The following is a 26,299-nucleotide window of genomic DNA, read 5'->3' as shown; positions in this document are numbered from 1 at the left end:
CGAATCAACGCCTGGCCAGAGCCAGAACCTGAAAAATCAGCCCGATGGCGATACCCGCCAACAAAGCCAGAGGAGGCAGCCGCAACAGGCCGAAACCAAGCGCCAGCGCCACGAAAACCAATACCCACTTCAACACCATCGCCAGAATCAGCCGGACCATGGCGATGCCTGCTGCCTGGATACCGCCACCTAGCGCGGTACGTGCCGCAATCCAGCCACCCAGCACCGTTGTAAATCCGGTCAACGCCAGACCGGCAGAGTAACGGAGACCGACCAACAGCAACCCCAGACTGGTTATAGCTACGGCGGCAAGCGGATATACCGCAGCGCGCAGCATCAACCGCCGACCCGCGTCAACGGAGTTCAGCACTACCGTTACCTACATGTGAATGAATGGGGGGAGCGCAGTTGCTTCCCGTCGAGCCGCAGAAGTATAGCAACGGGACAAATTGCGAGACAACCGGCAGAGGTCTCAGCTGCCGCAACGCCTGCACATCAAAGTAGCACCGCAGGCCGCATCCAGGAGACCGGGGCTCCTGCTTTTTACGCATTTTGGCGCACCCCGCTACTTTCCTGTCCGCGACCCAATCCGCCGCATCGCACGATCTTTACGATCTACGCAGCGCACGCAGCGATGGCTTAGCGATATTCGGATGTCGACGTTTTGGGTAGCCGGCGGTGACAACCGTACCGGATGGGATGCATTGCGACACACATCGCGCTCGCCGACGTCCACATCGAATTTGCCGTGATCGACGCATGATGCCTGTTTGTGTCTCTAGTTGACGATGCGGACCGTTTTGTCCGATTGCTATGAACACCTTGACAGGTATTCGACAACTCCTTCACTTATGGAGGACGTTGCCATATCCAATATGCACGGCACAGGCTCGACCGCCTGACCATTCCAAGCATTCGGAGCTCCCCATGAAACACCTCCTCGCACTGGCGATCCCGTGCGTTCTGGCTGTTGCCCATGCTGGGTCTGCGCACGCCGAAGATACCGATGACCGCTTCCAGATTCGTCTCGGTGCGATGAACGTCGACAACGACACCACCATCCGCGGCAACACGCTGATCGCAGGCAACAACGTGTCGGTCAATGAAGACTTCGAACTGGGCGGCAAGCAATGGGAGCCGCGCATCGATGGCGTGTTCCGCATCAGCACCCGTCAGCGCCTGATCTTCGATTATTTCAAGTACGACAAGGGTCGCCGCGAGCCCCTGACCCAGGACATCGGCGGCGGCTTCACCGTGCCGACCGGCAGCTTCATCAAGGGTAAGTTGAAGTACCAGGTCGCCACCCTGGTGTACGACTACTCGGTCATCGATTCACCGCAATTCAGCATGGGCCTGCAGATCGGTGCCGAATACGCCAAGGTCCAAGCCAATGCATATGCCGACCTGGGCAGCGTCTTCAGTGGCGACGTACTGGACGAAAGCCAAGACGGTGTTGCTCCGGTGGTCGGCATCCGTTTCACCGCACGCCCGAGCGAACACTGGTTGTTCAACGTGCAGGGCCAGTACCTCGACACCAGTTGGGGTGACTTCGGTGATTACGACGGCGACCTGAGCCGCGCGAATGCGATTGCCGAATACCGCGTCACCAAGCACTTCGGCATCTTCGCCGGCTACGACTGGTTCAAGCTCGACGGCGACCCGCGCGGCAGCGACGGCTTGATCGGCCTCAAGCATGAGTTCAAGGGCCCGGTCGCAGGCGTGACGTTCGCGTTCTGATGTGCTTGACCAGTCATCCGAAAAAGCCCACGTTTTGCGTAATGCTGTTCACTTAAGAAATCGAATGAACAGCATTACGCGCAAGGTAGGGCGTTGTAGGCAGCACAGGCGTGCGGCTTGTTACTTCTTCTTCGGAATATACAGATCGGTGATGGTGCCGTCGTAGACCTCGGCGGCCATGCCGACCGATTCGCTCAGGGTCGGATGTGCGTGGATGGTGTGGCCGATGTCTTCGGCTTCCGCGCCCATCTCGATCGCCAATCCAATCTCGGCCAGTAGATCACCGGCATGCACGCCGACGATGGCACCACCGATCACGCGGTGGGTCTGCGCGTCGAAGATCAGCTTGGTAAAGCCCTCGGTGCGACCTATGCCGATCGCGCGACCGCTGGCGGCCCACGGGAACTTGGCCACGCCGACCTTCAAGCCCTTGGCATTGGCCTCGGTCTCGGTGACGCCGACCCAGGCGATTTCCGGGTTGGTGTAGGCAACCGACGGAATCACCCGTGCAACCCATTCCTTCTTCTCGCCGGCAGCGACTTCGGCGGCCAACTTGCCTTCGTGAGTGGCCTTGTGCGCCAACATCGGGTTACCGACGATGTCGCCAATGGCGAAGATGTGCGGCACGTTGGTGCGCATCTGCCGATCAACCGGAATGAAGCCGCGCTCGGTGATGGTGACGCCGGCCTTTTCAGCACCCAGCTTCTTGCCGTTGGGCATGCGGCCCACTGCTACCAGCACGCGCTCGTAAGCGGTAGGTTGCAGCGCTGGCGTCTGGCCTGCGGTGGCCGCTTCGAACGACACGGTGATGCCGCTGGCATCGGCCTTGACGTCGGTGGCCTTGGTCTTGAGATATACCTCGACACCACGCTTCTTCAAACGATCGGCCAACGGCTTGACCAGATCTTTGTCGGCGCCCGGCATCAGCTGATCCATGAACTCGACCACGGTGACCTTGCTGCCGAGAGAGCTATACACCGTGGCCATTTCCAGGCCGATGATGCCGCCGCCGACCACCAGCAGGGTCTTGGGAATGTCGTGCAATTCCAGCGCGTCGGTGGAGTCCATCACGCGCTTGTCGTCCCAAGGGAAGTTGGGCAACTTCACCGCCTGCGAACCGGCCGCGATGATGCAGTGTTCGAAGCGCAGCAACTGGATCTTGCCGTCGTCGCCGACGATCTCCAGCTCGTTGGGCGAGACAAAGCTGGCTACACCTGTGACCGTGCGCACTTTGCGTTGCTTGGCCATGCTGGCCAAGCCGCCGGTGAGCTTGCCGACAACCTTATCCTTGTACTCGCGCAGCTTGTCCAGCGCGATGCTGGGCTCGCCGAAGTGCACACCGAAATCGTCTGCGTGCGACACTTCATCGATGACGCCAGCGGCATGCAGCAGTGCCTTGGACGGGATGCAACCGACGTTGAGGCAGACGCCACCGAGGCTGGCGTAGCGCTCGATCAGCACGGTATCCAGGCCCAGATCGGCGGAACGGAACGCAGCGGTGTAGCCACCGGGGCCGGCCCCGAGCACCACCATCCTGCAGTCGATATCGACCGGCTTGCCGCTAGTCAGCGCTGGCTTGGGCGCGGCCGGTTCGGCTGGGGCACGATGCGACGGCGTCACCGGCGGCTTACTGGCCGGCGCGGCGGCCGTGGGTGCGGCGGCAACCGGCGCGGCTTTGGTCTCAGCCTTGGCGGGCGCCGGTGGTGCAGCGGCGGCGCCTTCGGTTTCCAGCAGCAGCACGACTGCGCCTTCGGACAGGTTGTCGCCGACCTTGACCTTGAGCTCCTTGACCACACCTGCGGCCGAGGACGGCACTTCAAGCGTAGCCTTGTCCGACTCAAGCGTCACCAAGCCCTGATCCTTGGCCACGCTGTCGCCAACGGCAACCAGCACTTCGATGACCGGGACATCGCTGTAATCACCGATGTCGGGAACCTTGATTTCAATGACCGCCATTTGCTTCTCCTGTAACTCAACCGGCTGTGCCGGCAAGCGTCTGCTGGAGTTCATCCAGCGACGATTCGATTTGGGTCCAGCGCTTGTCGCGCTTGTTTTCCATGCCTTCGCTGGCTTCGATCAGCAATGCGTCCTGTTGCAGCAGCAACTCGCCCCCGCCGCAGCTTGGACGCGCTGCTGTCACGCACATCATCGAAAAAGTGGTCACGGAACCGTCATTGCCCACTGCCGGCGACCAGCCGCGCCCGAGCGTGCTTTCGCACTCGCGTGCTGCGCCCTGGTCAACGGCGGTACGCCGAGCATTAGCAGCGCCGCTCTCACAGCAGGACGCGTCGCATGTCGGCCAGCACCTGGCTGAGGTAGGTGGTGAAGCGTGCGGCCAGCGCGCCGTCGATGACACGATGGTCGTAGCTCAACGACAGCGGCAGCAACAGCTTGGGGGCGAATTCCTTACCGTTCCAGACCGGCTGGATCGCCGACTTGGACACGCCCAGGATCGCCACTTCCGGTGCATTGATAATCGGCGTGAACGCGGTACCACCGATGCCGCCGAGCGAGCTGATCGAGAAGCAGCCGCCACTCATGTCGGCCGGGCCCAGCTTGCCGTCGCGCGCTTTCTTGGCCAGCTCGCCGCTTTCACGCGCAATCTGCAGCACGCCCTTCTTGTCGACATCGCGGATCACCGGCACGACCAGGCCGTTCGGCGTATCGGCCGCGAAACCGATATGGAAGTACTTTTTCAGCGTGAGGTTTTCGCCGGTGGCGTCGAGCGAAGCATTGAACTCGGGGAACGTCTTCAGGGCCGCAGCGCTGGCCTTAACCAGGAAAGCGAGCATGGTCAACTTGATGCCGGCCTTCTCGTTCTCCTTATTGAGGGCCACGCGCAGCGCTTCCAGGTCGGTGATGTCGGCCTGTTCGAACTGGGTGACGTGCGGAATCATCGCCCAGTTGCGCGCCAGGTTGGCACCGGAGATCTTCTTGATGCGCGACAGCGGCTGGGTTTCGGTGTCGCCGAACTTGCTGAAGTCCACCTTCGGCCAGGCCAGCAGGTTCAGACCATTGCCACCACCGGCCGTGGCGGCGCCGGCTGCGGCAGGCGCGCCACCGCTGAGTGCGGCCTTGACGAAGCGCTGCACGTCCTGGCGAGTGATACGTCCGCCCTTCTCGCTGCCTTTGATCTGGCCCAGGTCCACGCCGAGCTCGCGGGCGAATAAGCGCACTACCGGGCTGGCATAAGGCACCTTGGACGGCAGCACGCTGTCCGCATCGAAGGTCACCGGCGGGCTGCTCGGACTACCGGCGGACGGCTGGCCACCCTGCGATTGCGGGGCAGGCTGCGACGGCCCGCTGAATCGTGCGCCCTGCACCTGCGCGATCTCTCGCTGAGCAAGCTTGTCCGGCACTTCGGACACGGCGACCGGCTCGACCTTGCCGGAGGTCTCGGAGGACTCGGTGGCGGGCTTGGCCGGCGGCTGCGCCGCACCGGCGCCACCATCGCTGGCGGCGATGATCGCCACCACGTTGCCCTGCGAAAGGGTGTCGCCCACCTTGACCCGCAGTTCTTTTACTACACCAGCGGCCGACGAGGGCACTTCCATCGTGGCCTTGTCCGATTCCAGCGTGACCAAGCTCTGGTCCTTGGCGACGGTGTCGCCCACAGCGACCAGCACTTCGATCACCGGGATGTCGGTGTAGTCGCCGATATCGGGCACAAGCGCTTCGACCAAGCCACCTTCCGAAGACGCCGCCGCAACCGGTTCGGCCTTGGTGGCAGGCGCCGGTGCAGCAGCGGCCTTGGTCGGTGCGGCAAGCGCAGGAGCAGGTGCGCTATCGGCGCCAGCATCGGCCACTTCGATCAACGCCACCAAAGCGCCTTGCGACAGTGAATCGCCGACCTTGACCTTGATCTCCTTGACCACGCCGGACACCGACGAGGGCACTTCCATCGTGGCCTTGTCCGATTCCAGCGTGACCAAGCTCTGGTCCTTGCTGACCGTATCGCCGACCGACACCAGCACCTCGATCACCGGGACATCGCTGTAGTCACCGATATCGGGGACAAGTGCTTCCTTGATTTCGGCCATACGGGGGAACTCCGGCAACAGAATGGGGGAAACCTCTATTGTGGCCGGCTGCGGGCCGCAGCGCCAACCATTGCTGTGGAAAAATCGCGCGCTGGGCGGGATGCAGCGTCGGCACGCATATGCGCTGGATCATCTCGATGCGCGTCGATCGACCCGCAAACAGGCGCAGTGGCCCCCCCCCCCCCGAGGGCAAACGATACGCCAGCGCATTGTCTAGTCCATCGACGGCTTCGACCAGCTCGCATCACTATCACTGCTGGGCGCAGGGTCGCAGTGCACCCGCTTGCGGCGCGATCGGACGCTCGATGGGCTTTTCCACACCATCGAGCGAACGCAGTTGCAGCGCGTTTCGGTCGGTGCCGGCTGCGCCGCACCGGCCACAACATCGCCGATCAGCTGCGACAGCGGTTCGGCCACCAACGCACCGAATGTCGTCATCGATATCGATCGGGGTCAACCGGTTTTTGCTGAAGCTCTGCTTCTGGCGCGCATCGATTGGCCGTGCCGCACGCGAACACGGCCAGCACTGCGGTGCGTACGCGTTGGCTCAGCCCACCGCAACGTTTGCACGCAGCTCAACCCGCCCTACTCATTCGACTCATGCAACGCGCCTAGTCCAACGCAGCGCGCAGCGGTTGCCAAGCCTCGCACAGACGCGGCAACGACCACGCGGCATTGGCCGGGCTGGTGGATGGCAATGCCCACAACGGCACTGTGCGCAGCTCTACCGGCAACAACGGCTGCACATGCCGACGCCATGCCTGCGCAGCAGCTGCGCCATTGCAGACCACCGCACGCAGTTGCGGCAGTGTTGCCAGCAATGAGGCGAAGGGGTTGACCACGATGCTGCCTGGCACGATCGCCGTATCCAGGCTGCCGCGCCGCTCGCACTGACCGATCACATCCCACAAGCCAACGCCGCGTTCGGCCAGTGTGTGCAGGCGCGTTGGGTACGCAGCGCTTGCATCGATGTGCAACAACACCTGCATCAGCGGCCAGAACCGATTGCGCGGGTGGGCGTAGTAGCTGCCTGCCTCCAGCGAGGCATTCCCTGGCATCGAGCCGAGCACCAGCGTGCGGCAATCGCTGCGAATGTGCGCTGGCAGGCATTGCAGCGTGGTGCTTTTCGTCACAGCAATCGCACCTGCGTGAATATCGTTTTCGGCGTGCATGTCGCAACCACGGCCTTCTTCGGAAATTTGCTGAACAAACGAAATTTTAGCGAGCTACGGGTAGGCGTGGATTCAGATTTTCAGGAATAGCTTTGGCGCGGCCCACTCCACGGGCCTGACAAGAAAACGAGGAGACCCCAATGCGTTCCATTTCCATCCTGAGCCTGGCTGCTGTATCCGCACTTGCGTTTGCACCGTCTGCTTTTGCACAAGACACTGGCTACACCGGTGACACCTCCTCGGCTTCCACCAGCGCCGATAGCGCCTCTGGCAAGCATTGGGCAGTGGTCGGCGGTGTTGCCCTGATCAAGCCGAAAAACGACCCGGCTCCAGGCCTGGACGTCGATGGCGGCCCGGCACCGACGCTAAGCGCCAGCTACTACATCAACGACAACTTCGCCGTTGAACTGTGGGGTGCAGCCGACAAGTTCAACCACCGTGTCAACGCCGATGGCGTGGGCAAGGTCGGTACCGTCGAGCAGCAGCCGATCGCCATCAGCGGCCAATATCACCTCGGCCAGGCTGACAACGTGTTCCGTCCGTTCGTGGGGGTGGGCTACTACGAGTCTAACTTCAGCAACGAGAAGATCGACGCGGCGTCGGCAAGCGGTCAGCACGTGGGTCTGGACACCGCAAAGGGTGTCATCGGCACCGTCGGTGTGGACATGAACATCAATTCCACCTGGTTCGCCCGTGCCGACGCCCGCTACATGCGTTCGCGTCCGGAACTGCGTGTGGGCGGCCAGGGCACCGGCAGCGAGCTGGAACTGGATCCGTGGACTGTCGGCTTCGGTATCGGCGCGCGCTTCTAAGCGCCTGCCTGAAGCACGTTTCAGCTGGAGAAAAACGGGCCGAAAGGCCCGTTTTTTATGCGTGAAGCGCGCAATCTTGCAAAGCTCGGCGTGCCAAATCTGTCGCACGACCTGCATGCGCACGTGAGAGGCGGCAGCAGTTCGGGCTTGCCGAGTGCGCATCAACAGCGTTAGCTCAACGCCAGTAGACGCTGCCGCGCAGACGCGCGCTGCGCCAGCGCCACCACAGCAACGTCGCGTAGGCAAGCGCATAGCCAAGCAAGACGCCGGCTGCGCCCAACAGGCTGGCATGACTGAGCCAGCCTTCGGTGGGCCAGACCACGCCCTGCCAGGCGCTGCGCCAGCCCTGCACCATGCCCGCAATCACACGCGCCACTACCAATGAGGTCAATGCCAGCACCAGCCACAGATTGGGCCGATAAAACAGGCCCTGCGTAGTGCGCTCGAAGCGGGTCAGGCGCAAGGCCAGCATTCCCAGTGCCAGCCCGCAGGCCCAGCCGAACGCAGCGTGGCCGATCGCGCCGGGCCAGAACGCCGCCGCGATCAAGGTGAAGATGACGAACAACACACTAGACATTCCGGCCGACACCAGATTGATCGTCAACAGCCAACCACGCGCCTGCCGACGCGCCGTGCCGACACGAAAGCGCTGCACCAGCGACAGCGGAAACAGCACCGCGAACACCGCCAGGGCGACGATCACGGCCAGCGGGATGGCAAGGAGAAGTGGCATCAGATGGTCGGTTGCGGCGAAGAGTGGTTGGCAAGCATGGCGAGCGCTGTGAGCTGGATGCCGACGGCGCGCTCAGAATCGGAGCGTAACCGAGCACCTGCCGGGAGGCTGCGCAATCTTTTGATGACCGCTCTTAAAAAGCCGGCAACACCGCGCCTTTGTACTTCTGCTCGATAAACGCTTTCACTTCAGGGCTGGTCAAGGCCTTGGCCAGCTTCTGCACGCGCGCATCGTCCTTGTTGTCTGCGCGCGCCACCAGGAAGTTCACATATGGCGAGTCCTTGCTTTCGATCGCCAGCGCATCGCGGATCGGGTTGAGGCCGGCGTCGAGCGCGTAGTTGGTGTTGATCAGCGCCAGATCGACCTGATCCAGCACGCGCGGCAGCATCGCCGAATCGAGCTCGCGGAATTTCACCTGCTTGGGGTTTTCGACGATGTCGCGCTGAGTCGACAACGCGTTGCCAGGATCCTTGAGTTTGATCACCCCGGCCCTGTCGAGCAGAATCAGCGCGCGGCTGTTGTTGCTCGGGTCGTTGGGGATCACCACATCGGCGCCGGTAGGCAGGTCGGCTAGCGCCTTGAAGCGACGCGAATATGCGCCGAACGGTTCGATATGCACGCCGATCACGGTCACCAGCTGGCTCTTGCGGTCGCGGTTGTAGGCGTCCAGATAGGGCTCGGTCTGGAAGTAATTGACGTCGATCTGCTTCTGCACCACCTGGTCGTTGGGCTGCACGTAGTCGTTGAACACGCGCACGTCCAGTTTGACGCCCTGCTTGGCCAACAATGGTTCGACCACCTTCAGGATCTCGGCATGCGGCACCGCCGTGGCGGCCACGGTCAGCGTGTCGCCGCCGCTGCTGCCGCCATTGCCACCACAGGACGCCAATGCCAGCGTGGCTGCAGCCAGGAAGGAACGAAACGCGAATGTGCTCATGTAGGGATCCGTGGGAGGAGGAATGCGGCACTGCCGCAGGCGGTAAACCTAACAGACACCGCTTATAGCAGCGATGCGTCGGACCTGTGTTCGTGGGTTGATGCGATTGCGTCGGCTGGTGCGGCCGAGCGTCGATGCCGGACCGGCGCGCTCCACGCCGGCTCAGCACCCGGCCTCACTGCAAGCTCAACGCCTGCTGTAACGCGCCACCAACCGGTCGCCCAGCATCTGCAGCAGCTGCACCAGCACCAGCAAGGCGATCACGGTGATCAGCGCGACATCCGAATGCGACCGCAGATAGCCTTCGCGATAGGCCACATCGCCCAGGCCACCGGAGCCGATCGCACCGCCCATCGCGGTGAAGCCGATCAACGCGATGGTGGTCACCGTGGCGCCGGCAATCAGACCCGGGCGCGCCTCGGGCAGCAGCACGCGCAGCACCAGTTGCCAGGTGGTGGCGCCCATCGCCTGGCTGGCTTCGATAATGCCGCGGTCCACCTCGCGCAGCGCGGTTTCCACCAGACGCGCATAGAACGGGGCGGCACCGACCACCAGCGGAAGGATCGCGCCGCGCACGCCTAGCGAGGTGCCCATCAGCATCAGCGTGAGCGGAATCATCGCGATCATCAGAATAATGAAAGGCACCGAGCGCAGCAGGTTGATCAGCGCCGCAAGCGCGCCATACAGAACCGGGCGGCGACGCAACTGCGGCGCGCCGCACAGGAACAGCGCAACGCCCAGCGGCAGGCCGATCAACAGCGTCAGCGGCAACGCGCCGGCCAGCATCAGCAAGGTATCGAGAGTGGCCTGACCGATGTCGCCCCACTTGCCGGCATCGAGATTGCGGAAGAACCCATCGGCGGTGGCAATCAACAGAGTCATACGCGCAGATCCTCCACGTGCACACCGGCGGCGGCGAAGCCGGCGCGTGCCGCGTTATGGTCGCCGCCGGTCAGCGCGACGATGAGCTGACCATACGGAGTGTCCTTGATGCGATCCACGCGCCCGGACAGGATGTTGTAATCCACGCCGGTCTCGCGGGCGATGCGGCCGAGCACCGGTTCGTAGGTGCCGTTGCCCAGGAAAGTCAGCCGCACGATGCGCCCGCCCACCGCAGCGAAGTCGCGATGCAGCTCGGCTTCTTCCACATGCTCGGCTTCGGAGACGAAGCGCCGCGTGGTGGGGTGCTGCGGATGCAGGAACACCTCGGTCACCGGGCCGGTTTCGACCAGCCTGCCGGCATCCAGCACCGCCACGCGGTCGCAGACGCGGCGGATCACGTCCATCTCGTGGGTGATCAGCACGATGGTCAGGCCGAGCTCGCGGTTGATCTGCGCCAGCAGCTGCAGCACGGAAGCGGTGGTCTGCGGGTCCAGCGCGCTGGTGGCCTCGTCGCACAGCAGGATCTGCGGCCGGGTGGCCAGCGCGCGCGCAACGCCCACGCGCTGCTTCTGCCCGCCGGACAACTGCGCCGGATATTTGTTAGCGTGCTGCTCCAGCCCAACCCGCGCCAGCAACTCGGCCACACGTGCATCGACCTCCGCGCGCGGGGTGCCGGCCAGCTCTAGCGGAAACGCCACATTGCCAGCCACGGTGCGCGAAGACAGCAGATTGAAGTGCTGGAAGATCATCCCGATACGCCGGCGCAGCGCGCGTAGGCCCTGGCTGTCCAGCGCGGTGACGTCCTCGTCGCCGATCAGCAGACGGCCGCCGCTGGGTTCTTCCAGCCGGTTGATCAGCCGGATCAACGTGGATTTGCCGGCACCGGAGTGGCCGATGATGCCGAAGACTTCGCCGGGGCCGATGCGCAGATCGAGGGGATGCAGCGCCACGATCTGGCGACCGTCAACGGCATAGGACTTGTGCAGGCGCTGAAACTCGATCACCGCGCGTGGCCGGTCTGGGGGTCGTGAAGCCTACCAGTCAATAGTTTGCGGACGATATTCCATTCGGTTCTAAGTTTAGGGAAGGTCTGAACAACTCCCCCTGATCCTGCGACAATCGCATAGAGCCAACGGAACGATAACGATGCAACTGTCTTTCGGCGACGCGGAGTACAACGGCAAACGCAAGCGGACACGGCGCGAGGTGTTCTTGTGCGAGATGGATCAGGTGGTGCCGTGGAAGGACCTGCTGTCCCTGATCGCGCCGCACTATCCGACGTCAGGCCAGCCGGGGCGACAGCCATATCCACTGGAGACGATGCTGCGCATCCATTTTTTGCAGCAGTGGTACGCACTGAGCGATCCGTCTGCGGAAGAGGCCCTGTACGACACGGTGTCGATGCGCCGTTTCGCCAAGATCGGCGGGTTGGACGATGTGCCGGACGAGACCACGATTCTCAACTTCCGTCACCTGCTGGAACAGCACGATCTGGCGCGCAAGCTGTTCAATCGGGTCAACGCGCACTTGTCGCGCAAGGGGCAGAGCCTGCGAGGCGGCACGATCGTGGACGCCACGATCATTGCCGCGCCCAGTTCGACCAAGAACAAGGAAGGTGAGCGCGACCCTGAAATGCACCAGACCAGGAAGGGCAATCAGTATTTCTTCGGGATGAAGGCGCACATCGGCGTGGACGATGCCTCCGGCCTGGTGCACCACGTGGAATGCACGGCGGCCAACGTGGCAGACATCACGCAGGCGCACAAGCTGCTGCACGGTAAGGAGGACACGGTGTGCGGCGACAGCGGCGACACCGGGTTGGAGAAGCGCGAAGAGATGGCGAGCAAGCGCAAGCTGCGCTATCTGATCGCGTAAAAGCCCTCGAAACTGAAGCAAATCAAGAGCAAGCGCGAATTGAAGTGGGCCGAACGCTGGGAGCACACCAAGGCCAGCCTGCGTGCGAAGGTGGAACACCCGTTTCGGGTGATCAAGCGTCAGTTTGGCTACGTCAAGGTGCGCTATCGCGGCTTGGCGAAGAAGACTGCGCAGGTGCTGACGCTGTTTGCGCTGTCGAACCTGTGGTTGAAGCGAAAGCAGTTGATGCCTGCCGTGGGGTGTGCCTGTAACTCGGGCAACACCCCGCAAACGCGCCGGAAACGGCGAAAAACCGAGGACCTGAGTCCGTGGATGTGGCCAATGTAGCTTGCCTCATCCTCCGGCCGCGTTGCTCAGAGCTTCCCTAGTCCTACTGTGTCATAAATAGGCTATCCTGAAAGCAGTCTCTCCCACGGCGGGATCGTGATGGCCGCAGTCAGCAACAAAGCGCGTTTCTCCGCTTATCTCGATGAACTCTCCGCTGCGCTCGGTCATGCTGACCGCACTGCGGGCCTGCGAGGCGATTGTAGTGCGTTGATGCTGCCTTTGGAGCGCAAGAGTGTTGAGCCCCTGGCTGCTCATCTGGATCCGCTTCGAACCAGGGCTCGCCATCAAGCCTTGCACCACTTCGTGGCCAAATCAGAGTGGTCCGATGCGGCCATGTTGGAGCGGGTTCGTCAGTACGTTTCGTCGCTGCTGGATTTGAAAGACGAGGTGTACTGGATCGTGGACGACACGGGTTTTCGCAAGAAGGGCAGGCATTCGGTCGGTTTGGCCCGACAGGACTGCGGCGAGATCGGCAAGCAGGACAATTGCCAGGTGGCCGTGAGCGTATCGTTGGCGACGCCGGCAGCGAGCATTCCGATCGCTTTCAGGCTGTATCTGCCTGAAGACTGGGCCAGCGATGCAGCACGCCGGGGAAAAGCGGGAATTCCCCACGAGATTGAGTTCGCGACCAAACCGCAGATCGCACTGGCGCAGATGAAAGCGGCCCATGCCACGGGAGTGGCGCGCGGCACGGTGTTGGCCGATGCAGCCTATAGCAGCAATACGGCCTGGCGTGACGCGCTGGCTTGCTTGGAACTGAACTATGCGGTGGGAATCGTGTCGAGCGTGAAAGTCTGGCCGCCCGGACAAAGGCCCGAATCGCCGGCGGCGTGGAAAGGCCAAGGCCGACCTCCGGTTCGCCATCGTCGTACAGCCGACCATCAGCCACAGTCGGTGCAAGCGCTGGCGCTGTCGTTACCCTCCCGCGCCTTCAGGACAGTCGCGTGGCGGGAAGGCAGCAACGCACCGTTGTCGGGACGTTTCGCCGCCGTACGCGTACGTGCAGCACAAGGTGATCGCTTGCGTCAGGAGGAATGGCTGTTGATCGAATGGCCCAAAGGCCAAGACAGGCCGACCCGATACTTTCTGTCCAACCTGCCGGTAAACACGCCGCGCAAGGATCTGGTAAGGACGGTCAAGGCGCGCTGGCGGAAGGCAATCGCGCGCCCAGCGCCACGCGAGCGACTCGATCGCGACGCTGCGCTGGACAATCGCCATGGACATCGCAGCGGCACTACTTGACGGGATGCCTCCGCATCTACGGATTTAATGACACAGTAGGATTAGGCGCTCTTATCTCAACCAAGCTATTTCAAGGCCAGATACAGGCCCAGTACGATGAGAAACACCACGATCAAGCTGATGGCAGTCCGCCCGCCACGCAGTTCCAATAGGGCATGCCACCACACGCGTGCTTCGGCTGTGCCGCTGGCATGATGCCGCTTACGATGACTGCTTTCGCTGTCCTGCATTCTGATGTGCTCTGTCCATTAAGTCGATGCATACCTTACTGATAACACGTTACACAGATGTGGAGCGGCTCACAATCTTCCGTGAAATGCGGCATTGCATGAGCGATGTCGCTTTCAATGCATCGCTACCGCATGCGTGGGCGAGGTTGCTTGCAGCAATCTGCAGCGACGCACATGGCATGCATCACGGCGCTGAGCTGATCACTGCAGCCTGGTCACACTTGGCACTCATACGCGCATTTGTCAAAAGCGATTGCTTGCATACGTAGCGTGTAGAAGTGCGAGAACAAACTTACCGATATAAGCGTGCACGGGTGCGCGATGCAGCGCAATAGTCGCGTTCGATGATCATTCGTTGACACACCCGTAGTTACTCTGCACGTCAAGTTTATTTAGCCTGGACCACCTCACGTCATGAGCAGAGATCCATCCGTCATCGATGTACAAGCCGAAATCGCGCATTGGCAGGCGCGGCACGCCCAGGGCAACCTCGGCGCAGGCAAGTTCAGCGAGTTGTCACCGGTGGTGAAAATGGCCTGCGATATCTATCTGCAGGCACCGCGTTCGAGCGATCAGGAACGTCTGCGTTTGTTTCGCGACCGCCTGGAGCATCACTTCATTTCATCCAACACGCAGTCAAATTACGAACAGTTGGCCACCGACTGCTGGCAAAGGTTGGGCACACGCAATAGCGATAGTTGAGCACGCAGTCGTTGATCAGGACCTGTACCCATTGGAGATCGTCATGAAAACCCAGTATCACGTGCAGCAGGAATTGGAACGACTGGAGCGGTTGGTACCGCACATCGTCAACGACCAGAGCGACCACGCGAAGGAAATCCTGGGCTCCATGTCGTCAGTCTGCTGGGCAACGCGCCAGCTAGCGAGCATGCAGTGATTGGCGAACGCACCGCGCACATGGCACGCGTCTGCCGTGCTGAGCAGGACGCAGTGTGGGCACCGATCAGACCCTTGGGCAGGACGCCAGTCGCCCAGCCGCAGCGGGCCTGATCGACACGTCACCGGAGCCGCACAGCAGCTCCTTTGCATCTGATCGTCGGCGACTGCCGACTCACTCCAGGACAGTCATGAAATCCACTCTTGTTGCTGCTTCGCTACTGGCCATTGTGACTCTCACCGCGTGCGATCGCCCCGGCGGCGATGCATCGCGCACTGCGCCATCCGTCTCGCCGGAACCGACGCCTGCGCCGATCAGCGGCAGTGGTGCGACCGAATTGGCCAAGGGCGATGGCGGCGCATTAGGGGTACTGGCGGCAATCGACGAGAACGAGATCGCGCTTGCCAAACAGGCCATCGACCAGGACCTGGGTGGCACCACCGCCGAGTTCGCGCAGCAGATGCTGCATGACCATGAAGCCAATCTTGAAAAAACCAAGGCGCTCGGCGCAACCAACAGCCCGCGTGCAGATGCGATGCGCGCCAAGGGCAAGGCCGCAGTAGAAGCGTTGTCAAAGACGTTGACCCTGCCCGACGGCAAGGACGCGTACCGCAATGGCTTCATGCGCAACATGGTCATGGACCATGGCGATACCATCAAGATTCTCGATTCCGAACTACTGCCCGCCGCCGAAAGCGCACCGGTCAAGCAGTACCTGGAACAGACCCGCCGCGTGGTGGCGGTGCATTTCGAACGCGCCCATGCGGTGTCTTCGTCGAAGTAAGCGCCGACGCTCGTCTTCAGCACGCAAACGCGCCAGCCTGTCCGGCGCGTTTGCGCTTGGGCGATCCGCCGCGCGCAGGGCACTCGGCACCAACGCCCATCGCGGCGATCGCTGCAACATCGCTGGGTCAGCTTCACTTCGCTGCGGTCCGCCCTGGCCTATCGTGCCGCATCGATTCGGCCCAGGAGCCTTTCCATGCATTTGCTCATCACCGGCGGCACCGGCTTCATCGGTCAGGCCTTGTGCCCGGCGCTGCTGCATGCCGGCCACCAAGTCAGCGTGCTGACCCGCGATCCGCGCCGCGCTGGCCGCACCCTACCCGGTGTCGCCGTTGTAGATACGCTGAACGGGATACAGGCCGACGCCGTCATCAACTTGGCTGGCGAGCCGCTGGCAGCCGGCCGCTGGACCGACGCACGCAAGCAGCGCTTCCGCGCCTCGCGGCTGGGCATCACCCGCCAGCTGCACGCCTGGATCGCCCAGCAGCCGACCGCACAGCGCCCGTCGGTGCTGATCTCCGGCTCGGCGGTAGGCTATTACGGCGAACGCGGCGACACCGCACTGACCGAAACCGATAGCGCTGGCGAGGACTTCTCCGCCGTGCTCTGCCGCGACTGGGAGGCGGAAGCGAACAGGATTGCCGCGCTCGGCCCTCGGGTGAGCCGGGTGCGCACCGGCATCGTGCTGGACCAGAACGGCGGCGCACTGGCGCGCATGCTGCCGGCGTTCCGCTTCGGCGGTGGTGGCCCGTTCGGCGATGGCCGGCACTGGATGAGCTGGATCCACCGCGCCGACATGGTCTCGCTGCTGCTCTGGTTGCTACAGCATGGCGAATCCGGCGCCTACAACGCCACCGCGCCGAACCCGGTCACCAATGCCGAATTTACGCAGACCTTGGCCAAGGTGTTGCATCGCCCTGCCCTGCTGGCGCTCCCCGCCGGCCTGTTGCGGATTGGCTTCGGCGAAATGGCCGATCTGCTGTTGATCAGCCAGAAGGTGCTGCCGCAACGCGCGCTCGATGCCGGCTTCCGCTTCCAGTACGTGGACCTGGAGGCCGCGCTGCGTGCCATCCTGCAGCACTAAGAATGCCTAACAAAACGTAGCGAGCAGTCGCCAGGTGGGTGCGGACGGTACGGAGAAATTGCAGTGTACGAAGGATACATGCCGATTCCGAACACCGGCCGCGCCCGCCTGGCGGTGAGCGCAGTCGTTTTGTTAGCCAAGCTAAGCCGGCCGCAAAAACGTGGTGCGGGCTGACCGGAACGGGTCGCCCGCCAGTCCTGACCTGCCGCGCGGACCGTGCACTAATATTTGCCTAACGACCATCTCCGAGAGTGCTGCGGATCTCGGACTGGCCTTGCGCCCGGCGGAAACACCTATGCACCTGCTCCTTGTCGAAGACGACACCATGCTGGCCAATGCGATCTGCGACGGCATACGCCAACAGTCCTGGACCATCGACCACGTCGGCAGCGCCAATGCTGCCAAGACGGTACTGGTAGACCACCGCTACACCGCGGTATTGCTGGATATCGGCCTGCCCGGCGAATCGGGGCTGACGGTGATCCGCTTCATGCGCAGCCATTACGACCCCACTCCGGTGATCGCATTGACCGCGCGTGGCCAGCTCACCGACCGCATCCGCGGCCTGGATGCCGGCGCCGACGATTATTTGGTGAAACCCTTTCAGTTCGACGAGCTGATGGCGCGGCTACGCGCGCTCACCCGGCGCAGCCAGGGCCGCGTGGTGCCGCTGCTCAATCATGGCGATGTCTGCGTGGACCCGAGCAGCCGCAAGGTCACCAAGAACGGCAAGTGGGTGGCACTGAGCGCACACGAATATCGGCTGCTGCTCGCCCTGATGGAGCGCGCTGGGCGCGTGGTCACCAAGGATCAACTGGAAGAAGGCGTCTACGGCGGTCCGTCGGAAGGCGGCAGCAACATGATCGCGGTGTATGTGCACCAGCTGCGCCGCAAACTGGGTGACGAGCTCATCTCCACCATCTATGGCCAGGGCTATATGGTCGGTAAGGCACCCGAATGAAATCGCTGCAGGCGCGCATGCTGGCGGTACTGGCCGCGATCGTTTTGCTGAGCTGGTCCACCTCCCTGTGGATCCTGGTCGCACTGGTCACCCAGGGCCATGAAAGCGTATTCGAGCAGGAGCTCAACCTGCTTGGCGATCAATTGATCAGCACCCTGCCCGATGCGCTGGAGCATCGCTTCGACACCCAGTCAGAGCCGCCCAATGGGGTGGACGCGCGCACCCCGACCGGCAGTATGTCCTCGCGCATGAGTTTCAAGCAGACGCTGATTGCGATGGTGCTCAACACCCTGCAATTGGGCATCTTGGGGCTGCTGGTGTGGTGGGCGGTGCGTGCCTCGCTAGGGCCACTGCGCGCCATTTCCGGCGCCATCGCCGAACGCACCGGCCTGGACACCGAACCGGTGCCGCTGGAGCAAGTGCCCGATGAAATCCGCCCGCTGATCGGCTCGTTCAACACCTTGCTGGCGCGGGTGGAAAAAGCCGTACAGGCCGAGCGCGATTTTGTTGCCGATGCCGCGCACGAACTGCGCACACCGCTCTCGGCGCTGCATGCCTACGCCGAGGTCGCGCTGCGCGCACCGACTTTGGAAACCAAGGACGCAGCGGTGCGCCAGCTGCTGGAGACCGCACGGCGCAGCAACCGCCTTGCCGAACAATTGCTGGATCTGGCGCGGCTGGACGCCGGTATTAGTTCGACCGCCTACCACCAGGTCGAAATGGGCGAGCTGATGACGCATGTGCTGGACGAATTCAGCGTGCAGGCCGATGCACGCCAGATCAATCTGCAGGCCGAGGCATCGCCGTGCCTGCTGCGCTGCGATGTGGATGCGATCGGCATCCTGATCCGCAATCTGGTCGACAACGCTATCCGCTATGGCCGCACCCACGGCACGGTCGAAGTAAGTTGCGGCTACTGCCTGCGCGCCGATGTGCTGCATCCGTTCGTGCAGGTCAGCGATGACGGCCCCGGCGTGCCGGAAAGCGCGCAGGCATCCATCTTCGAACGGTTTTATCGCGTGCCCGGCAGCGAGGTGCAGGGCAGCGGAATCGGGCTGTCGTTGGTAGCCGGCATCGCACGCCTGCACGCGGCAACGATCGAAACCTGCGAAGGCAACGATGGCCGCGGTCTATGCGTGCGCGTGGTGTTTGCCGGCGACCGTGCACCCAGCGCGACCTGAACGTCGTGTACGTGCTGCAACAGCATGCAGATAGACCCAATAAGTTCCCAAACACGCCTGCCTAAAGTTCACTCACCGCACGCATCCAGGATGCATGGTGATGTTCCACTCGATCCGTTCCACCCAACTCGTCCCCGCCGCAATGTCGCTGCTGGCCGCGCAGACCGCCGCCAACGATGGCGACGCTGCCACTGCCACTGTGACGCAGATTGCACCTACGCTGGATTTTCGCTGCGGCCGTACCGGCACACGCAATCGCGACATCTGGAGCGACTTGCCCGACATCCGCAGCGCAAGCGACGCCCGCCGCCTGCAGCGCTGGGCCACGAGCGGCGTATTGTTCACCGCCGCAGCCGCCGTGTTTGCGATGGCGCTGGCCAGTTTTCTGTTGCACTGAGCAGTAGGCCACGGCTACGCGCTGGCGCATCCAATCTGTCTGCTTCCTTTTTCAGGTCTTCTCCATGTCGCTCCATTCGCTTATCCGTTGCTTCGCACTCGCCCTTGTCAGCGTGACCTTGATCGGCTGCGCCAGCACCCGTCCGATGCCGTACAGCCAATTGCCGTCTTCGAGCTATCTACGCCCGCAGGAGGGTAGCCGCGGCGACCGCATGCCGTACGCCTACCACGGCGACGTGGATTGGACACGTTATCGCGCAGCACTGGTCGAGTCGGTGAGCATTTACCGCGGGCCGGATGCGCAATTTGAAGACGTGCCCGAGCACGATAAACGCATGCTGGCCGAATACATGCAGCAGGAGTTCGGCAACGCGATTGCCCAGCGCTGGGAGCGAACGACGTCGGCCAACCGCGACACCTTGCGTGTACGCATCGCCCTGACCGGCGCCAAGCCCAGCAAGCGGGTGCTCGGCACCATCATGAAGGTCGACATCGGCGGCGGCTCCTACAACGCGGTGCAGGCCGCACGCGGCAAGGAAGGCGCGTTCTCCGGCTCGGTCAGCTATGCGGTTGAAATCTACGATGCGCCCAGCAATCGCCTGCTGGCTGCCTATGTCGAAAAGCAGTACCCGAGCGCAATGAATATCAAGGCCAGCCTAGGTGCATACGACGCGGCGAAAGCCGGCATTCGCAAGGGAGCTGAGCAGTTTGTGGAGGGGTTGGAGTAGTGGGGGAATCGGGAATCGCTAGCGATCCCCATATGAAACAGGCCGGTGCTGTACCAACAGCGCCGGCCTTCTTTCCAACGTCAGCTCGCAGTGCAAGCGTCCGCGTTGCGCCCTCAGCGTGTTACGCGCTTGGCGACTTTCTTGCCGACCGCTTTGCGTGCGGCGGTGGTCTTGGCCACTGCGCGCGTTGCCGGGGTCTTGGTGACCTTGGCCGCCTTCTTCAGCGCGGTCTTGGTCACCGCTTTCTTGAGTGGGACCTTCTTCACCGCAACCTGCTTGGTCGCGGTCTGCTTGGAGACCGGCGCCTTTTTGGCCGCGGGCTTGGCAATCGTTTTGGCGACCGACTTCTTGACTGCTGCCGACGTGGCCGCCGCCTTCTTCGCTGCCGAACGCGCACCGACTGTGGCCACCGCAGTCTTGCGCGCCACGCTCTTGGCTGCGGTCCTGGCACTCAGTGCAGAGGCTTCGGCCTTGGCGTTGGCCTTGGCTATTTCCAGCTTCTGCTTGGCGCTGGCCCTGGTGTCGGCCACCTTTTTCTTGGCGGCATCGGCGGTGCTGGTCAACTTTTGCTTGGCCGCGTCTTTGGTCGTGGTCAGCTTCTGCTTGGCAGCGTCCTTGGTGGCGGTGAGCTTGTCCTTGGCGGCGTCTTTGGTCGAGGTGAGCGAGCGCTTGGTCCTGGCGAAGCTGCGCTTCACTGCAGTGGCCGCCTCGCTTGCTTTTTTGACGACCTTTTTTTCGACCTTGACCACCGCCTTGCGCGCCTTGGCCACGCGTGCATTGACCTCGTCCGCCGCCGTGCTGGCTACCTCCTGCACATTGGCAACCGCCTCGCTGGTGGTGCTGGCAATGGTTTCGGTCAGTTCGGTGGCGGTGCTCTTTACGCTATCGACGACGTCGGACAGGGTTGACGTTACACCATTGCCGTTGCTCATAGACCCTCCTTAAGGGCATCACTACTGGAAACGCGGGCGATGCGCGACGGCATGCTTCATGCTGAACAAGCATCGTATCGAGCGGACGCTACGCCGGGCTCATGCAGCTGTCAACGTAATGCCGGCAAGGGATGGGCGTCACTTTCACCCGAAGTTAAATTGCGCGCAGGCACTCTCGTTCAGCTTGATTTACGCAGTCAGACGCCCTATTTCTCTTCCACCGCGCAACCCGGAATACGTTCCATGCGACCGCTGCCCACCCTGCTGACTCTTTCGCTTGCCGCTGCCTTCGGCGGATTTGCCGCCACCGGCATCACTACCTGGCTGGACAATCGCGCCGAGGCAACCCCGGCCGGCAATGCTGCTTTCACCCTGCCTACCGCCGCAGCGCTCCCGGCAGCCGTCGCCGGCCAACCGGTACCGTCGCTGGCGCCGATGCTGCAACGGGCGATGCCGGCGGTGGTCAGCGTCAACACCAAACAAGTGGTGCGCGTGCGCAACCCGTTCTTCAACGATCCGATCCTGCGCCGGCTGTTTCCGCAGGTGCCGCAGGACCGCATCGACGAATCGCTAGGTTCGGGCGTGATCATCGATGCGCAAAAGGGCTATGTACTGACCAACCACCACGTCATCGAAAATGCCGACGACGTGCAGGTGACACTCGGAGACGGGCGCACGGTCAACGCCGATTTCATCGGCTCCGATGCCGATACCGATATCGCGCTGATCCGCATCAAGGCCGACAACCTCACCGACATCAAATTGGCCGACAGCAATGCGCTGCGCGTGGGCGATTTTGTGGTGGCGATCGGCAACCCCTTCGGCTTTACCCAGACGGTGACCTCCGGCATCGTGTCGGCGGTGGGCCGTAGCGGCATCCGCGGGCTGGGCTATCAGAACTTCATCCAGACCGATGCCTCGATCAACCCGGGCAATTCCGGCGGTGCGTTGGTCAATCTGCAAGGTCAGCTGGTAGGCATCAACACCGCCAGTTTCAATCCGCAGGGCAGCATGGCCGGCAATATCGGGCTGGGCCTGGCGATTCCGTCCAACCTAGCGCGCAACGTGGTCGAGCAGTTGGTGACCAAGGGCGTGGTGGTGCGCGGCACGCTCGGTCTGGAAACGCAGAATCTCACGCAGCAAATGCTGCAGGGCTTGGGTGTGGACTCTTTACGTGGCGCCTTGGTAACACGCGTGTTGCCGGGCTCAGCTGCGGCCGCCGCAGGCGTGCAGCCGGGCGATGTGGTGGTGGCGGCCAACGATCAACGCGTGGACAGCGCCGAAGCACTGCACAACTACGAAGGCCTGCAAGCCGTCGGTAGCGCGGTGACCCTGGACATCCGTCGCGATGGCAAACCGCTCAAGCTCAAGGCGACCTTGAAGGAGCAGGACCGTGCCGTCACCGGCGACATGCTGGACCCGCGCCTGAGTGGCGCCACCTTTGTGGACCTGCCCGAATCGCTACGTCAATCCGGCATCACCGGAGTGATGGTCAGCGAGGTCAAACGTGGTGGCCGTGCAGCAGCCAATGGTCTGGTCTCCGGCGACGTGATCGTGGCCAGCAGTGTGGGAGAGTTTGCGGACTTGGCCAGCTGGCGCGCCAACTTCCAACGCAAGCCCGAGCAGTTGGTCGTGCGTATCCTGCGTGGCAACGCGCAGTACGACGCGCTCATGCGTTGACTTGGCGTGCACTGCGGTACACGCCCACTAACACCCCCTACACTGCGACGATGCTATTGCTGTACCACGCCAGCAAGCTGTCGCAGCTGCCACCTAATGACCAAAAGGAGATATCGCATGAGCCCCACCAATACCGATCAGCTGAAGGAAAACCTGAGCGAAGCCGGCACCCATCTGAAGTCCGCTGCCAGTGCTGCCAGCGAAGCCGTCAAGGGCGCTACCAGCGCTGCAGGCGATGAGCTCAAGCTTGGCCGCGCCAACGTCAAGGCCGAACTGTCCGACACCGCACTGGCCGGCATGGCCGCTGCCGAGTTCGGCGGCGCCGCTGCCAAAGAACAGCTTGATGTACTGGTCAGCAAGAGCAACGACCTGCTGGCAAGCGCCACCGACTTGATCCGCGAGCGCCCGCTGGCCGCATTCGGCGTTGCCTTCGCGACCGGCTGGATCATTGCCAAACTGGCACGCAGCAACGACGACTAAGTCGTGAGCGATCAGGCTTCTACAGCTGCTGCCTCCGACGCGCAGAACGCGCGTTCGGACACGCCAGGACTGGACGAAAGCGTACGGGCGGTCGGTGCAGCCGGCCGCGCAACGCTGGGCTCGGCCAAAGACACCAGCCGTGCGCTACGCCGGCTGGTGTCGGCCGACCTGCAACTGGCACGCAGCGCATTCGGACGCGGTCTGGCATGGGCATGCGTCGCCGTGGTGTTCGGCGCCTCGTCGTGGTTGTTGCTGGCGGGCGCGATCATTGCCTTGCTGCAACGCGCCGGGTTGTCGTGGTTCCAGGCAATGTTTTTTACTGCGCTGGCCAGCTTGTTGGTCACCGGCATCGCGGCATGGCGGGTGTTCTTCTACTTCGATCACACCGGCTTGAACGCAACACGTCGTCAGCTGATCAAGTTGGGCATTTTCGATGACCACAGCGACGACGACGATGCCACCGCATCGCCTGCCAGTGGAGCACGTGCATGAAGTTCGGTACCTTGCGTCAGCGCGTCGAGCGCGCTGAATTTCTAGTGGAAGGGCGCGCCCAAGAGACGCGTCTGCATTGGGGTGAGCTGGGCCAGGCATGGCGGGCAGGATGGTCCCCGCTGCGCATTATGGTGGCCGGTTTCGGGCTGGGCTTCATCACTGGCCGCAACGAACCGCAGGCAGCGCTGGGCAGCATCGCCGGCAAGCTCGGCGGCATCCCCAAGATTTTGCAGATGGTCAGCACGATCTCTGCGTTGTTTACTGCGCACCGTGCGCAGGAAGCGTCCGAACAGGCCGCGCGTGCCGCCGACAATGCCGAAGAGGTCGCTTCCGATCCTCCTGTCACGGTTGTGCAGGTGCCGGTCGAGCACGCTGCCTGAGGCTAGGTCCGTCTGTCGAGCAGCATGGTTATTGCGCAGTCCGATGCGTGGCTTGGAGCGGCTAACAAAACGACTGCGCTCACCGCCAGGCGGGCGCGGTCGGTGCTCGGAATCGGCATGTACCACGCGTACACTCCGGTTCCTGTGCGCCGTGAGCACCCACCTGACGACTGCTCGCTACGTTTTGTTAGCCGCTCTTGGGCCGCCATCTGCAACGTCCCTTACTGACATCGTGCGCGCAGGCTTCTGTGCACGCCGTTGACGTGTTGTGCCGATAATGGCGCACCGCTGGCAGTACGCCAGTCTGCTGCCAGGGTCCACATGTCTCTTCCCGTCGACTCATCGGATGCTGCCGCACCGGCAGATTCGCTTCCGCCGCCATCGGCGCCACGCCCGCGCGCGCCTGCCTCGATGGTCGTGTTGGCCACGCTTGCGGTCGGCTACACGCTGTGGGCCGCGCAGACGATCATCTTGCCCATCATGCTGTCAGCGTTCTTCGCGCTGATCGGCAACCCCATCCTGCGCGGTCTGCGCAAGCTGTATATCCCGCGCTTTATCGGCGCATTGATGGTGCTGTGCCTAGGTCTGGCCGGCACCGTGACCTTGGCCGCGCAATTGGCAGGCCCGGCCGCCGAATGGGTGCAGCAGGCACCGCGACAAATGCGGCAAATTGCGCGCGATGTGCGCGATTTCACCAAGCCGGTGATGCAAGCCAACCAGGCGGCGGAAAATTTTGCACGCGCGGCCGGTGGCGAAGGCCAGCGCGGTGTGCAGATCGTGCGCACGCAGATGGACGACCCCTACAAGGCGCTGGTGCGCACGCCTAAGCTCGCTGCCTCGGTGCTGGCGGTGGTGCTGCTGACGTTCTTCTTCATGGTCTATGGCGAGAGCCTGCAGCGGCATGCAATTGCATTACTGCAGAACCGACAGCAACAACGCTTCACCACCGAAATCATGTTGGATATCGAACGCGAGGTGTCGCGTTACGTGCTCACCATCAGCGTGATCAACACGCTGGTCGGCCTGATTTTTGCCGGCATCTTGTATGCGCTACAGGTTCCGCTGCCTGAAGCGTTGTTGTGGGGCACCGTGGTGGCGCTATTGAACTTTGCACCGTATGTGGGTCCGTCGATCGGCGTAATGCTGATGCTATTGATGGGCTTTGTGGAATTCCGCACCACTTTGTCCTCGCTGCTGCCGGCGATTCTGTATCTGGCACTGCACACCATCGAAGGCCAGGTCCTCACCCCGATCGTGCTCGGCCGACGCATGGCGATCTCGCCGCTGATGCTGATCCTGGCGCTGATGTTGTTCGGCTGGCTCTGGGGCATGGTCGGCCTGCTGCTGGCGGTCCCGCTGCTGGTCTGCATCAAGATGGTGCTGAGCCGGGTGGAAGGGATGCAGCGCTGGGCCAGGCTACTTGAGTGACCGGGATTGGGGAGTCGGCATTAGGGATTTGCAACGGCAGTTGCATTGCGCTGCGGGATTGGTCCAGGCGCCAGCACGTCGCTGTTGCGAGTTGCCGATCCCAACTCCCCGATCCCCTTTTCATCGCCACAACCGTAAGATCGGCGCATGAGCTTCCACATCAACGCCATCACTCTCGACCTAGACGATACGTTGTGGCCTTTTGCCCCGATCGGTGCGCGTATCGATCAGGTGTTGCACGATTGGATGCGCGAGCACAGTCCGGTCACTGCCGAGCGGTTTCCGGTGAAGGCAATGGGTGAGCTGCGCGAGCGCAGCTTTGCCGACAACCCGCATCTGCATCACGACCTTAGTGCGCTGCGTCGGTTAACGCTGGAGATGGCCTTGCGCGAGAGCGGCGGCGATCTGGCGTTGCTGGAGCCTGCGTATGAAGTGTTCTATGCCGCGCGCAATCAGGTGGAATGCTACCCGGACGCGCTAGAGGCACTGGCACGCATCGCCGCGCATGTGCCGGTGGCCGCACTCAGTAACGGCAATGCCGATCTGCAGTGCATCGGCTTGATGCATCACTTCGCGTTTCAGTTGGGCTCGCGCGAGCACGGCAGCGCCAAGCCGGATCCGAGCATCTTCCTGGCCGCGTGCGCGCGCCTGCAGGTGCCGCCGGCGCAGGTGCTGCATGTGGGCGACCACGTGCGCATGGATGTGCTCGGCGCACTCGATGCCGGCTTGCGCGCGTGCTGGATCAACCGCGACGGTGCGGTGTGGTCGCACCCCACTCGGCAGCCGGACCTGGAGTTCGACAGCATGACCGGGCTGGCCGATTGGCTGGACGCACAACGGCTGCATCCAGGCACGCCGCACGACGGCATCCGGGTTCACGCCTGAGCCC

The 26,299-nt window shown here is 62.8% G+C and carries 26 protein-coding genes, 2 other RNA genes and 4 pseudogenes; 19 read left to right on the top strand and 13 right to left on the bottom strand.

Features of this window, described 5'->3' with window-relative positions; all coding sequences use genetic code 11:
• Positions 1-4: 4 nt before the first annotated feature.
• Entirely contained in the window at positions 5-370 is a 366-nt protein-coding gene (locus J5I97_RS02660) for a hypothetical protein (protein WP_208588852.1), read from the bottom strand.
• A 557-nt stretch (positions 371-927) separates the two neighbouring features.
• Between J5I97_RS02660 and J5I97_RS02655 the strand changes: the two genes are divergently transcribed.
• A complete protein-coding gene (locus J5I97_RS02655) occupies positions 928-1,737 on the top strand; it encodes a hypothetical protein (RefSeq protein ID WP_208588851.1) in 810 nt (269 codons plus the stop codon).
• A gap of 120 nt (positions 1,738-1,857) precedes the next feature.
• Here J5I97_RS02655 and lpdA read toward each other — a convergent pair whose 3' ends face one another.
• From lpdA to J5I97_RS02630, 5 genes and pseudogenes are all read right to left on the bottom strand, one after another.
• Positions 1,858-3,693, bottom strand: coding sequence for a dihydrolipoyl dehydrogenase (gene lpdA / locus J5I97_RS02650; RefSeq protein ID WP_208588850.1), 1,836 nt, complete (start codon positions 3,691-3,693; stop codon positions 1,858-1,860).
• Between the two features lie 16 nt (positions 3,694-3,709).
• On the bottom strand, positions 3,710-3,901 hold the full coding sequence (locus J5I97_RS02645) for a hypothetical protein (RefSeq protein WP_208591858.1): 192 nt from the start codon (positions 3,899-3,901) through the stop codon (positions 3,710-3,712).
• A gap of 109 nt (positions 3,902-4,010) precedes the next feature.
• Positions 4,011-5,777: a dihydrolipoyllysine-residue acetyltransferase gene (locus J5I97_RS02640; RefSeq protein ID WP_208588849.1), complete on the bottom strand. Its 1,767-nt coding sequence runs from the start codon at positions 5,775-5,777 to the stop codon at positions 4,011-4,013.
• A 129-nt stretch (positions 5,778-5,906) separates the two neighbouring features.
• Positions 5,907-6,273 (bottom strand): annotated as a pseudogene (locus tag J5I97_RS02635) (hypothetical protein); the annotation flags it as partial.
• A 115-nt stretch (positions 6,274-6,388) separates the two neighbouring features.
• Positions 6,389-6,949 (bottom strand): DNA-deoxyinosine glycosylase, encoded by a 561-nt coding sequence (locus tag J5I97_RS02630; protein ID WP_208588848.1) that lies wholly within the window; start codon positions 6,947-6,949, stop codon positions 6,389-6,391.
• 140 nt (positions 6,950-7,089) lie between these two features.
• On the opposite strand from J5I97_RS02630, the gene J5I97_RS02625 reads away from it, so the two are divergent.
• A complete protein-coding gene (locus J5I97_RS02625) occupies positions 7,090-7,761 on the top strand; it encodes an OmpW/AlkL family protein (RefSeq protein WP_208588847.1) in 672 nt (223 codons plus the stop codon).
• 175 nt (positions 7,762-7,936) lie between these two features.
• On the opposite strand, the gene J5I97_RS02620 is transcribed toward J5I97_RS02625, so the two are convergent.
• From J5I97_RS02620 to J5I97_RS02605, 4 genes are all read right to left on the bottom strand, one after another.
• A complete protein-coding gene (locus J5I97_RS02620; protein WP_208588846.1) occupies positions 7,937-8,494 on the bottom strand; it encodes a DUF1453 domain-containing protein in 558 nt (185 codons plus the stop codon).
• Between the two features lie 133 nt (positions 8,495-8,627).
• Entirely contained in the window at positions 8,628-9,431 is an 804-nt protein-coding gene (locus J5I97_RS02615) for a MetQ/NlpA family ABC transporter substrate-binding protein (RefSeq protein ID WP_208588845.1), read from the bottom strand.
• A gap of 186 nt (positions 9,432-9,617) precedes the next feature.
• Entirely contained in the window at positions 9,618-10,313 is a 696-nt protein-coding gene (locus J5I97_RS02610) for a methionine ABC transporter permease (protein WP_208588844.1), read from the bottom strand.
• A complete protein-coding gene (locus tag J5I97_RS02605; RefSeq protein WP_208588843.1) occupies positions 10,310-11,317 on the bottom strand; it encodes a methionine ABC transporter ATP-binding protein in 1,008 nt (335 codons plus the stop codon). The genes J5I97_RS02610 and J5I97_RS02605 overlap by 4 nt, the downstream gene beginning before the upstream one ends.
• 142 nt (positions 11,318-11,459) lie before the next feature.
• Here J5I97_RS02605 and J5I97_RS02600 point away from each other — a divergent pair.
• Positions 11,460-12,515, top strand: a pseudogene (locus J5I97_RS02600) (IS5 family transposase).
• 99 nt (positions 12,516-12,614) lie between these two features.
• Positions 12,615-13,667, top strand: a pseudogene (locus tag J5I97_RS02595) (IS701 family transposase); the annotation flags it as partial.
• Between the two features lie 155 nt (positions 13,668-13,822).
• Here the strand turns inward: J5I97_RS02595 and J5I97_RS02590 are convergent.
• Positions 13,823-13,987: a hypothetical protein gene (locus J5I97_RS02590; RefSeq protein ID WP_208588841.1), complete on the bottom strand. Its 165-nt coding sequence runs from the start codon at positions 13,985-13,987 to the stop codon at positions 13,823-13,825.
• 414 nt (positions 13,988-14,401) lie between these two features.
• Between J5I97_RS02590 and J5I97_RS02585 the strand changes: the two genes are divergently transcribed.
• The 4 genes and pseudogenes from J5I97_RS02585 to J5I97_RS02570 all read left to right on the top strand — a co-directional run bounded on the left by J5I97_RS02585 (position 14,402) and on the right by J5I97_RS02570 (position 16,752).
• Positions 14,402-14,689, top strand: a complete 288-nt coding sequence (locus J5I97_RS02585; protein WP_208588839.1) for a hypothetical protein — start codon at positions 14,402-14,404, stop codon at positions 14,687-14,689.
• Positions 14,690-14,732: 43 nt separating this feature from the next.
• Positions 14,733-14,998: pseudogene (locus tag J5I97_RS02580) on the top strand (hypothetical protein).
• 77 nt (positions 14,999-15,075) lie between these two features.
• The gene (locus J5I97_RS02575; RefSeq protein ID WP_208588837.1) at positions 15,076-15,669 is read left to right on the top strand and encodes a DUF4142 domain-containing protein; all 594 of its coding nucleotides are present in this window, start codon (positions 15,076-15,078) and stop codon (positions 15,667-15,669) included.
• Positions 15,670-15,864: 195 nt separating this feature from the next.
• Positions 15,865-16,752 carry a TIGR01777 family oxidoreductase gene (locus J5I97_RS02570; RefSeq protein WP_208588835.1) on the top strand — a complete coding sequence of 296 codons (888 nt, stop codon included), beginning with the start codon at positions 15,865-15,867 and terminating at the stop codon, positions 16,750-16,752.
• 4 nt (positions 16,753-16,756) lie between these two features.
• On the opposite strand, the gene J5I97_RS02565 is transcribed toward J5I97_RS02570, so the two are convergent.
• Positions 16,757-16,832, bottom strand: a non-coding RNA gene (locus tag J5I97_RS02565) — sX9 sRNA.
• 215 nt (positions 16,833-17,047) lie between these two features.
• Here J5I97_RS02565 and J5I97_RS02560 point away from each other — a divergent pair.
• From J5I97_RS02560 to J5I97_RS02545, 4 genes are all read left to right on the top strand, one after another.
• Complete coding sequence (locus J5I97_RS02560; protein ID WP_208588832.1) at positions 17,048-17,713, top strand: response regulator transcription factor; 666 nt, start codon at positions 17,048-17,050, stop codon at positions 17,711-17,713.
• Positions 17,710-18,894: a sensor histidine kinase gene (locus J5I97_RS02555; RefSeq protein ID WP_208588831.1), complete on the top strand. Its 1,185-nt coding sequence runs from the start codon at positions 17,710-17,712 to the stop codon at positions 18,892-18,894. The genes J5I97_RS02560 and J5I97_RS02555 overlap by 4 nt, the downstream gene beginning before the upstream one ends.
• A gap of 100 nt (positions 18,895-18,994) precedes the next feature.
• The gene (locus J5I97_RS02550; RefSeq protein WP_208588829.1) at positions 18,995-19,291 is read left to right on the top strand and encodes a hypothetical protein; all 297 of its coding nucleotides are present in this window, start codon (positions 18,995-18,997) and stop codon (positions 19,289-19,291) included.
• A gap of 64 nt (positions 19,292-19,355) precedes the next feature.
• A complete protein-coding gene (locus tag J5I97_RS02545) occupies positions 19,356-20,018 on the top strand; it encodes a DUF3313 domain-containing protein (protein ID WP_208588827.1) in 663 nt (220 codons plus the stop codon).
• Between the two features lie 113 nt (positions 20,019-20,131).
• On the opposite strand, the gene J5I97_RS02540 is transcribed toward J5I97_RS02545, so the two are convergent.
• Positions 20,132-20,950 carry a histidine biosynthesis protein HisIE gene (locus J5I97_RS02540; RefSeq protein WP_208588823.1) on the bottom strand — a complete coding sequence of 273 codons (819 nt, stop codon included), beginning with the start codon at positions 20,948-20,950 and terminating at the stop codon, positions 20,132-20,134.
• Positions 20,951-21,193: 243 nt separating this feature from the next.
• Between J5I97_RS02540 and J5I97_RS02535 the strand changes: the two genes are divergently transcribed.
• From J5I97_RS02535 to J5I97_RS02505, 7 genes are all read left to right on the top strand, one after another.
• Positions 21,194-22,630 (top strand): Do family serine endopeptidase, encoded by a 1,437-nt coding sequence (locus J5I97_RS02535; protein ID WP_208588822.1) that lies wholly within the window; start codon positions 21,194-21,196, stop codon positions 22,628-22,630.
• A 117-nt stretch (positions 22,631-22,747) separates the two neighbouring features.
• Complete coding sequence (locus J5I97_RS02530) at positions 22,748-23,110, top strand: hypothetical protein (RefSeq protein ID WP_208588820.1); 363 nt, start codon at positions 22,748-22,750, stop codon at positions 23,108-23,110.
• 3 nt (positions 23,111-23,113) lie between these two features.
• Entirely contained in the window at positions 23,114-23,602 is a 489-nt protein-coding gene (locus J5I97_RS02525) for a phage holin family protein (RefSeq protein ID WP_208588818.1), read from the top strand.
• Positions 23,599-23,982 carry a hypothetical protein gene (locus tag J5I97_RS02520; protein WP_208588814.1) on the top strand — a complete coding sequence of 128 codons (384 nt, stop codon included), beginning with the start codon at positions 23,599-23,601 and terminating at the stop codon, positions 23,980-23,982. The genes J5I97_RS02525 and J5I97_RS02520 overlap by 4 nt, the downstream gene beginning before the upstream one ends.
• Positions 23,983-24,099: 117 nt before the next feature.
• A non-coding RNA gene (locus tag J5I97_RS02515) (sX9 sRNA) lies at positions 24,100-24,175 on the top strand.
• A gap of 128 nt (positions 24,176-24,303) precedes the next feature.
• On the top strand, positions 24,304-25,410 hold the full coding sequence (locus tag J5I97_RS02510) for an AI-2E family transporter (protein WP_208588808.1): 1,107 nt from the start codon (positions 24,304-24,306) through the stop codon (positions 25,408-25,410).
• A 147-nt stretch (positions 25,411-25,557) separates the two neighbouring features.
• Positions 25,558-26,295: an HAD family hydrolase gene (locus J5I97_RS02505; RefSeq protein ID WP_208588807.1), complete on the top strand. Its 738-nt coding sequence runs from the start codon at positions 25,558-25,560 to the stop codon at positions 26,293-26,295.
• Positions 26,296-26,299: the final 4 nt, after the last annotated feature.

The sequence above is a fragment of the Xanthomonas fragariae genome (assembly GCF_017603965.1).
In the GTDB taxonomy this organism is placed as follows: Bacteria; Pseudomonadota; Gammaproteobacteria; order Xanthomonadales; family Xanthomonadaceae; genus Xanthomonas; species Xanthomonas fragariae_A.
The sequence above is the reverse complement of the archived record's forward strand: the minus strand, read 5'-3'. Positions and strand labels throughout refer to the sequence as shown.

Excerpts from the sequence above, each read along its gene's own strand:
- J5I97_RS02520 (WP_208588814.1), top strand. The coding sequence starts at position 23,599 with ATGAAGTTCGGTACCTTGCGTCAGCGCGTCGAGCGCGCTGAATTTCTA.
- J5I97_RS02590 (WP_208588841.1), bottom strand. The coding sequence starts at position 13,987 with ATGCAGGACAGCGAAAGCAGTCATCGTAAGCGGCATCATGCCAGCGGC.
- J5I97_RS02540 (WP_208588823.1), bottom strand. The coding sequence starts at position 20,950 with ATGAGCAACGGCAATGGTGTAACGTCAACCCTGTCCGACGTCGTCGAT.
- J5I97_RS02615 (WP_208588845.1), bottom strand. The coding sequence starts at position 9,431 with ATGAGCACATTCGCGTTTCGTTCCTTCCTGGCTGCAGCCACGCTGGCA.
- J5I97_RS02610 (WP_208588844.1), bottom strand. The coding sequence starts at position 10,313 with ATGACTCTGTTGATTGCCACCGCCGATGGGTTCTTCCGCAATCTCGAT.
- J5I97_RS02625 (WP_208588847.1), top strand. The coding sequence starts at position 7,090 with ATGCGTTCCATTTCCATCCTGAGCCTGGCTGCTGTATCCGCACTTGCG.
- J5I97_RS02640 (WP_208588849.1), bottom strand. The coding sequence starts at position 5,777 with ATGGCCGAAATCAAGGAAGCACTTGTCCCCGATATCGGTGACTACAGC.
- J5I97_RS02655 (WP_208588851.1), top strand. The coding sequence starts at position 928 with ATGAAACACCTCCTCGCACTGGCGATCCCGTGCGTTCTGGCTGTTGCC.
- J5I97_RS02555 (WP_208588831.1), top strand. The coding sequence starts at position 17,710 with ATGAAATCGCTGCAGGCGCGCATGCTGGCGGTACTGGCCGCGATCGTT.
- J5I97_RS02535 (WP_208588822.1), top strand. The coding sequence starts at position 21,194 with ATGCGACCGCTGCCCACCCTGCTGACTCTTTCGCTTGCCGCTGCCTTC.
- J5I97_RS02620 (WP_208588846.1), bottom strand. The coding sequence starts at position 8,494 with ATGCCACTTCTCCTTGCCATCCCGCTGGCCGTGATCGTCGCCCTGGCG.
- J5I97_RS02505 (WP_208588807.1), top strand. The coding sequence starts at position 25,558 with ATGAGCTTCCACATCAACGCCATCACTCTCGACCTAGACGATACGTTG.
- J5I97_RS02570 (WP_208588835.1), top strand. The coding sequence starts at position 15,865 with ATGCATTTGCTCATCACCGGCGGCACCGGCTTCATCGGTCAGGCCTTG.
- J5I97_RS02575 (WP_208588837.1), top strand. The coding sequence starts at position 15,076 with ATGAAATCCACTCTTGTTGCTGCTTCGCTACTGGCCATTGTGACTCTC.
- J5I97_RS02630 (WP_208588848.1), bottom strand. The coding sequence starts at position 6,949 with ATGCACGCCGAAAACGATATTCACGCAGGTGCGATTGCTGTGACGAAA.
- lpdA (WP_208588850.1), bottom strand. The coding sequence starts at position 3,693 with ATGGCGGTCATTGAAATCAAGGTTCCCGACATCGGTGATTACAGCGAT.
- J5I97_RS02530 (WP_208588820.1), top strand. The coding sequence starts at position 22,748 with ATGAGCCCCACCAATACCGATCAGCTGAAGGAAAACCTGAGCGAAGCC.
- J5I97_RS02510 (WP_208588808.1), top strand. The coding sequence starts at position 24,304 with ATGTCTCTTCCCGTCGACTCATCGGATGCTGCCGCACCGGCAGATTCG.
- J5I97_RS02545 (WP_208588827.1), top strand. The coding sequence starts at position 19,356 with ATGTCGCTCCATTCGCTTATCCGTTGCTTCGCACTCGCCCTTGTCAGC.
- J5I97_RS02550 (WP_208588829.1), top strand. The coding sequence starts at position 18,995 with ATGTTCCACTCGATCCGTTCCACCCAACTCGTCCCCGCCGCAATGTCG.
- J5I97_RS02585 (WP_208588839.1), top strand. The coding sequence starts at position 14,402 with ATGAGCAGAGATCCATCCGTCATCGATGTACAAGCCGAAATCGCGCAT.
- J5I97_RS02560 (WP_208588832.1), top strand. The coding sequence starts at position 17,048 with ATGCACCTGCTCCTTGTCGAAGACGACACCATGCTGGCCAATGCGATC.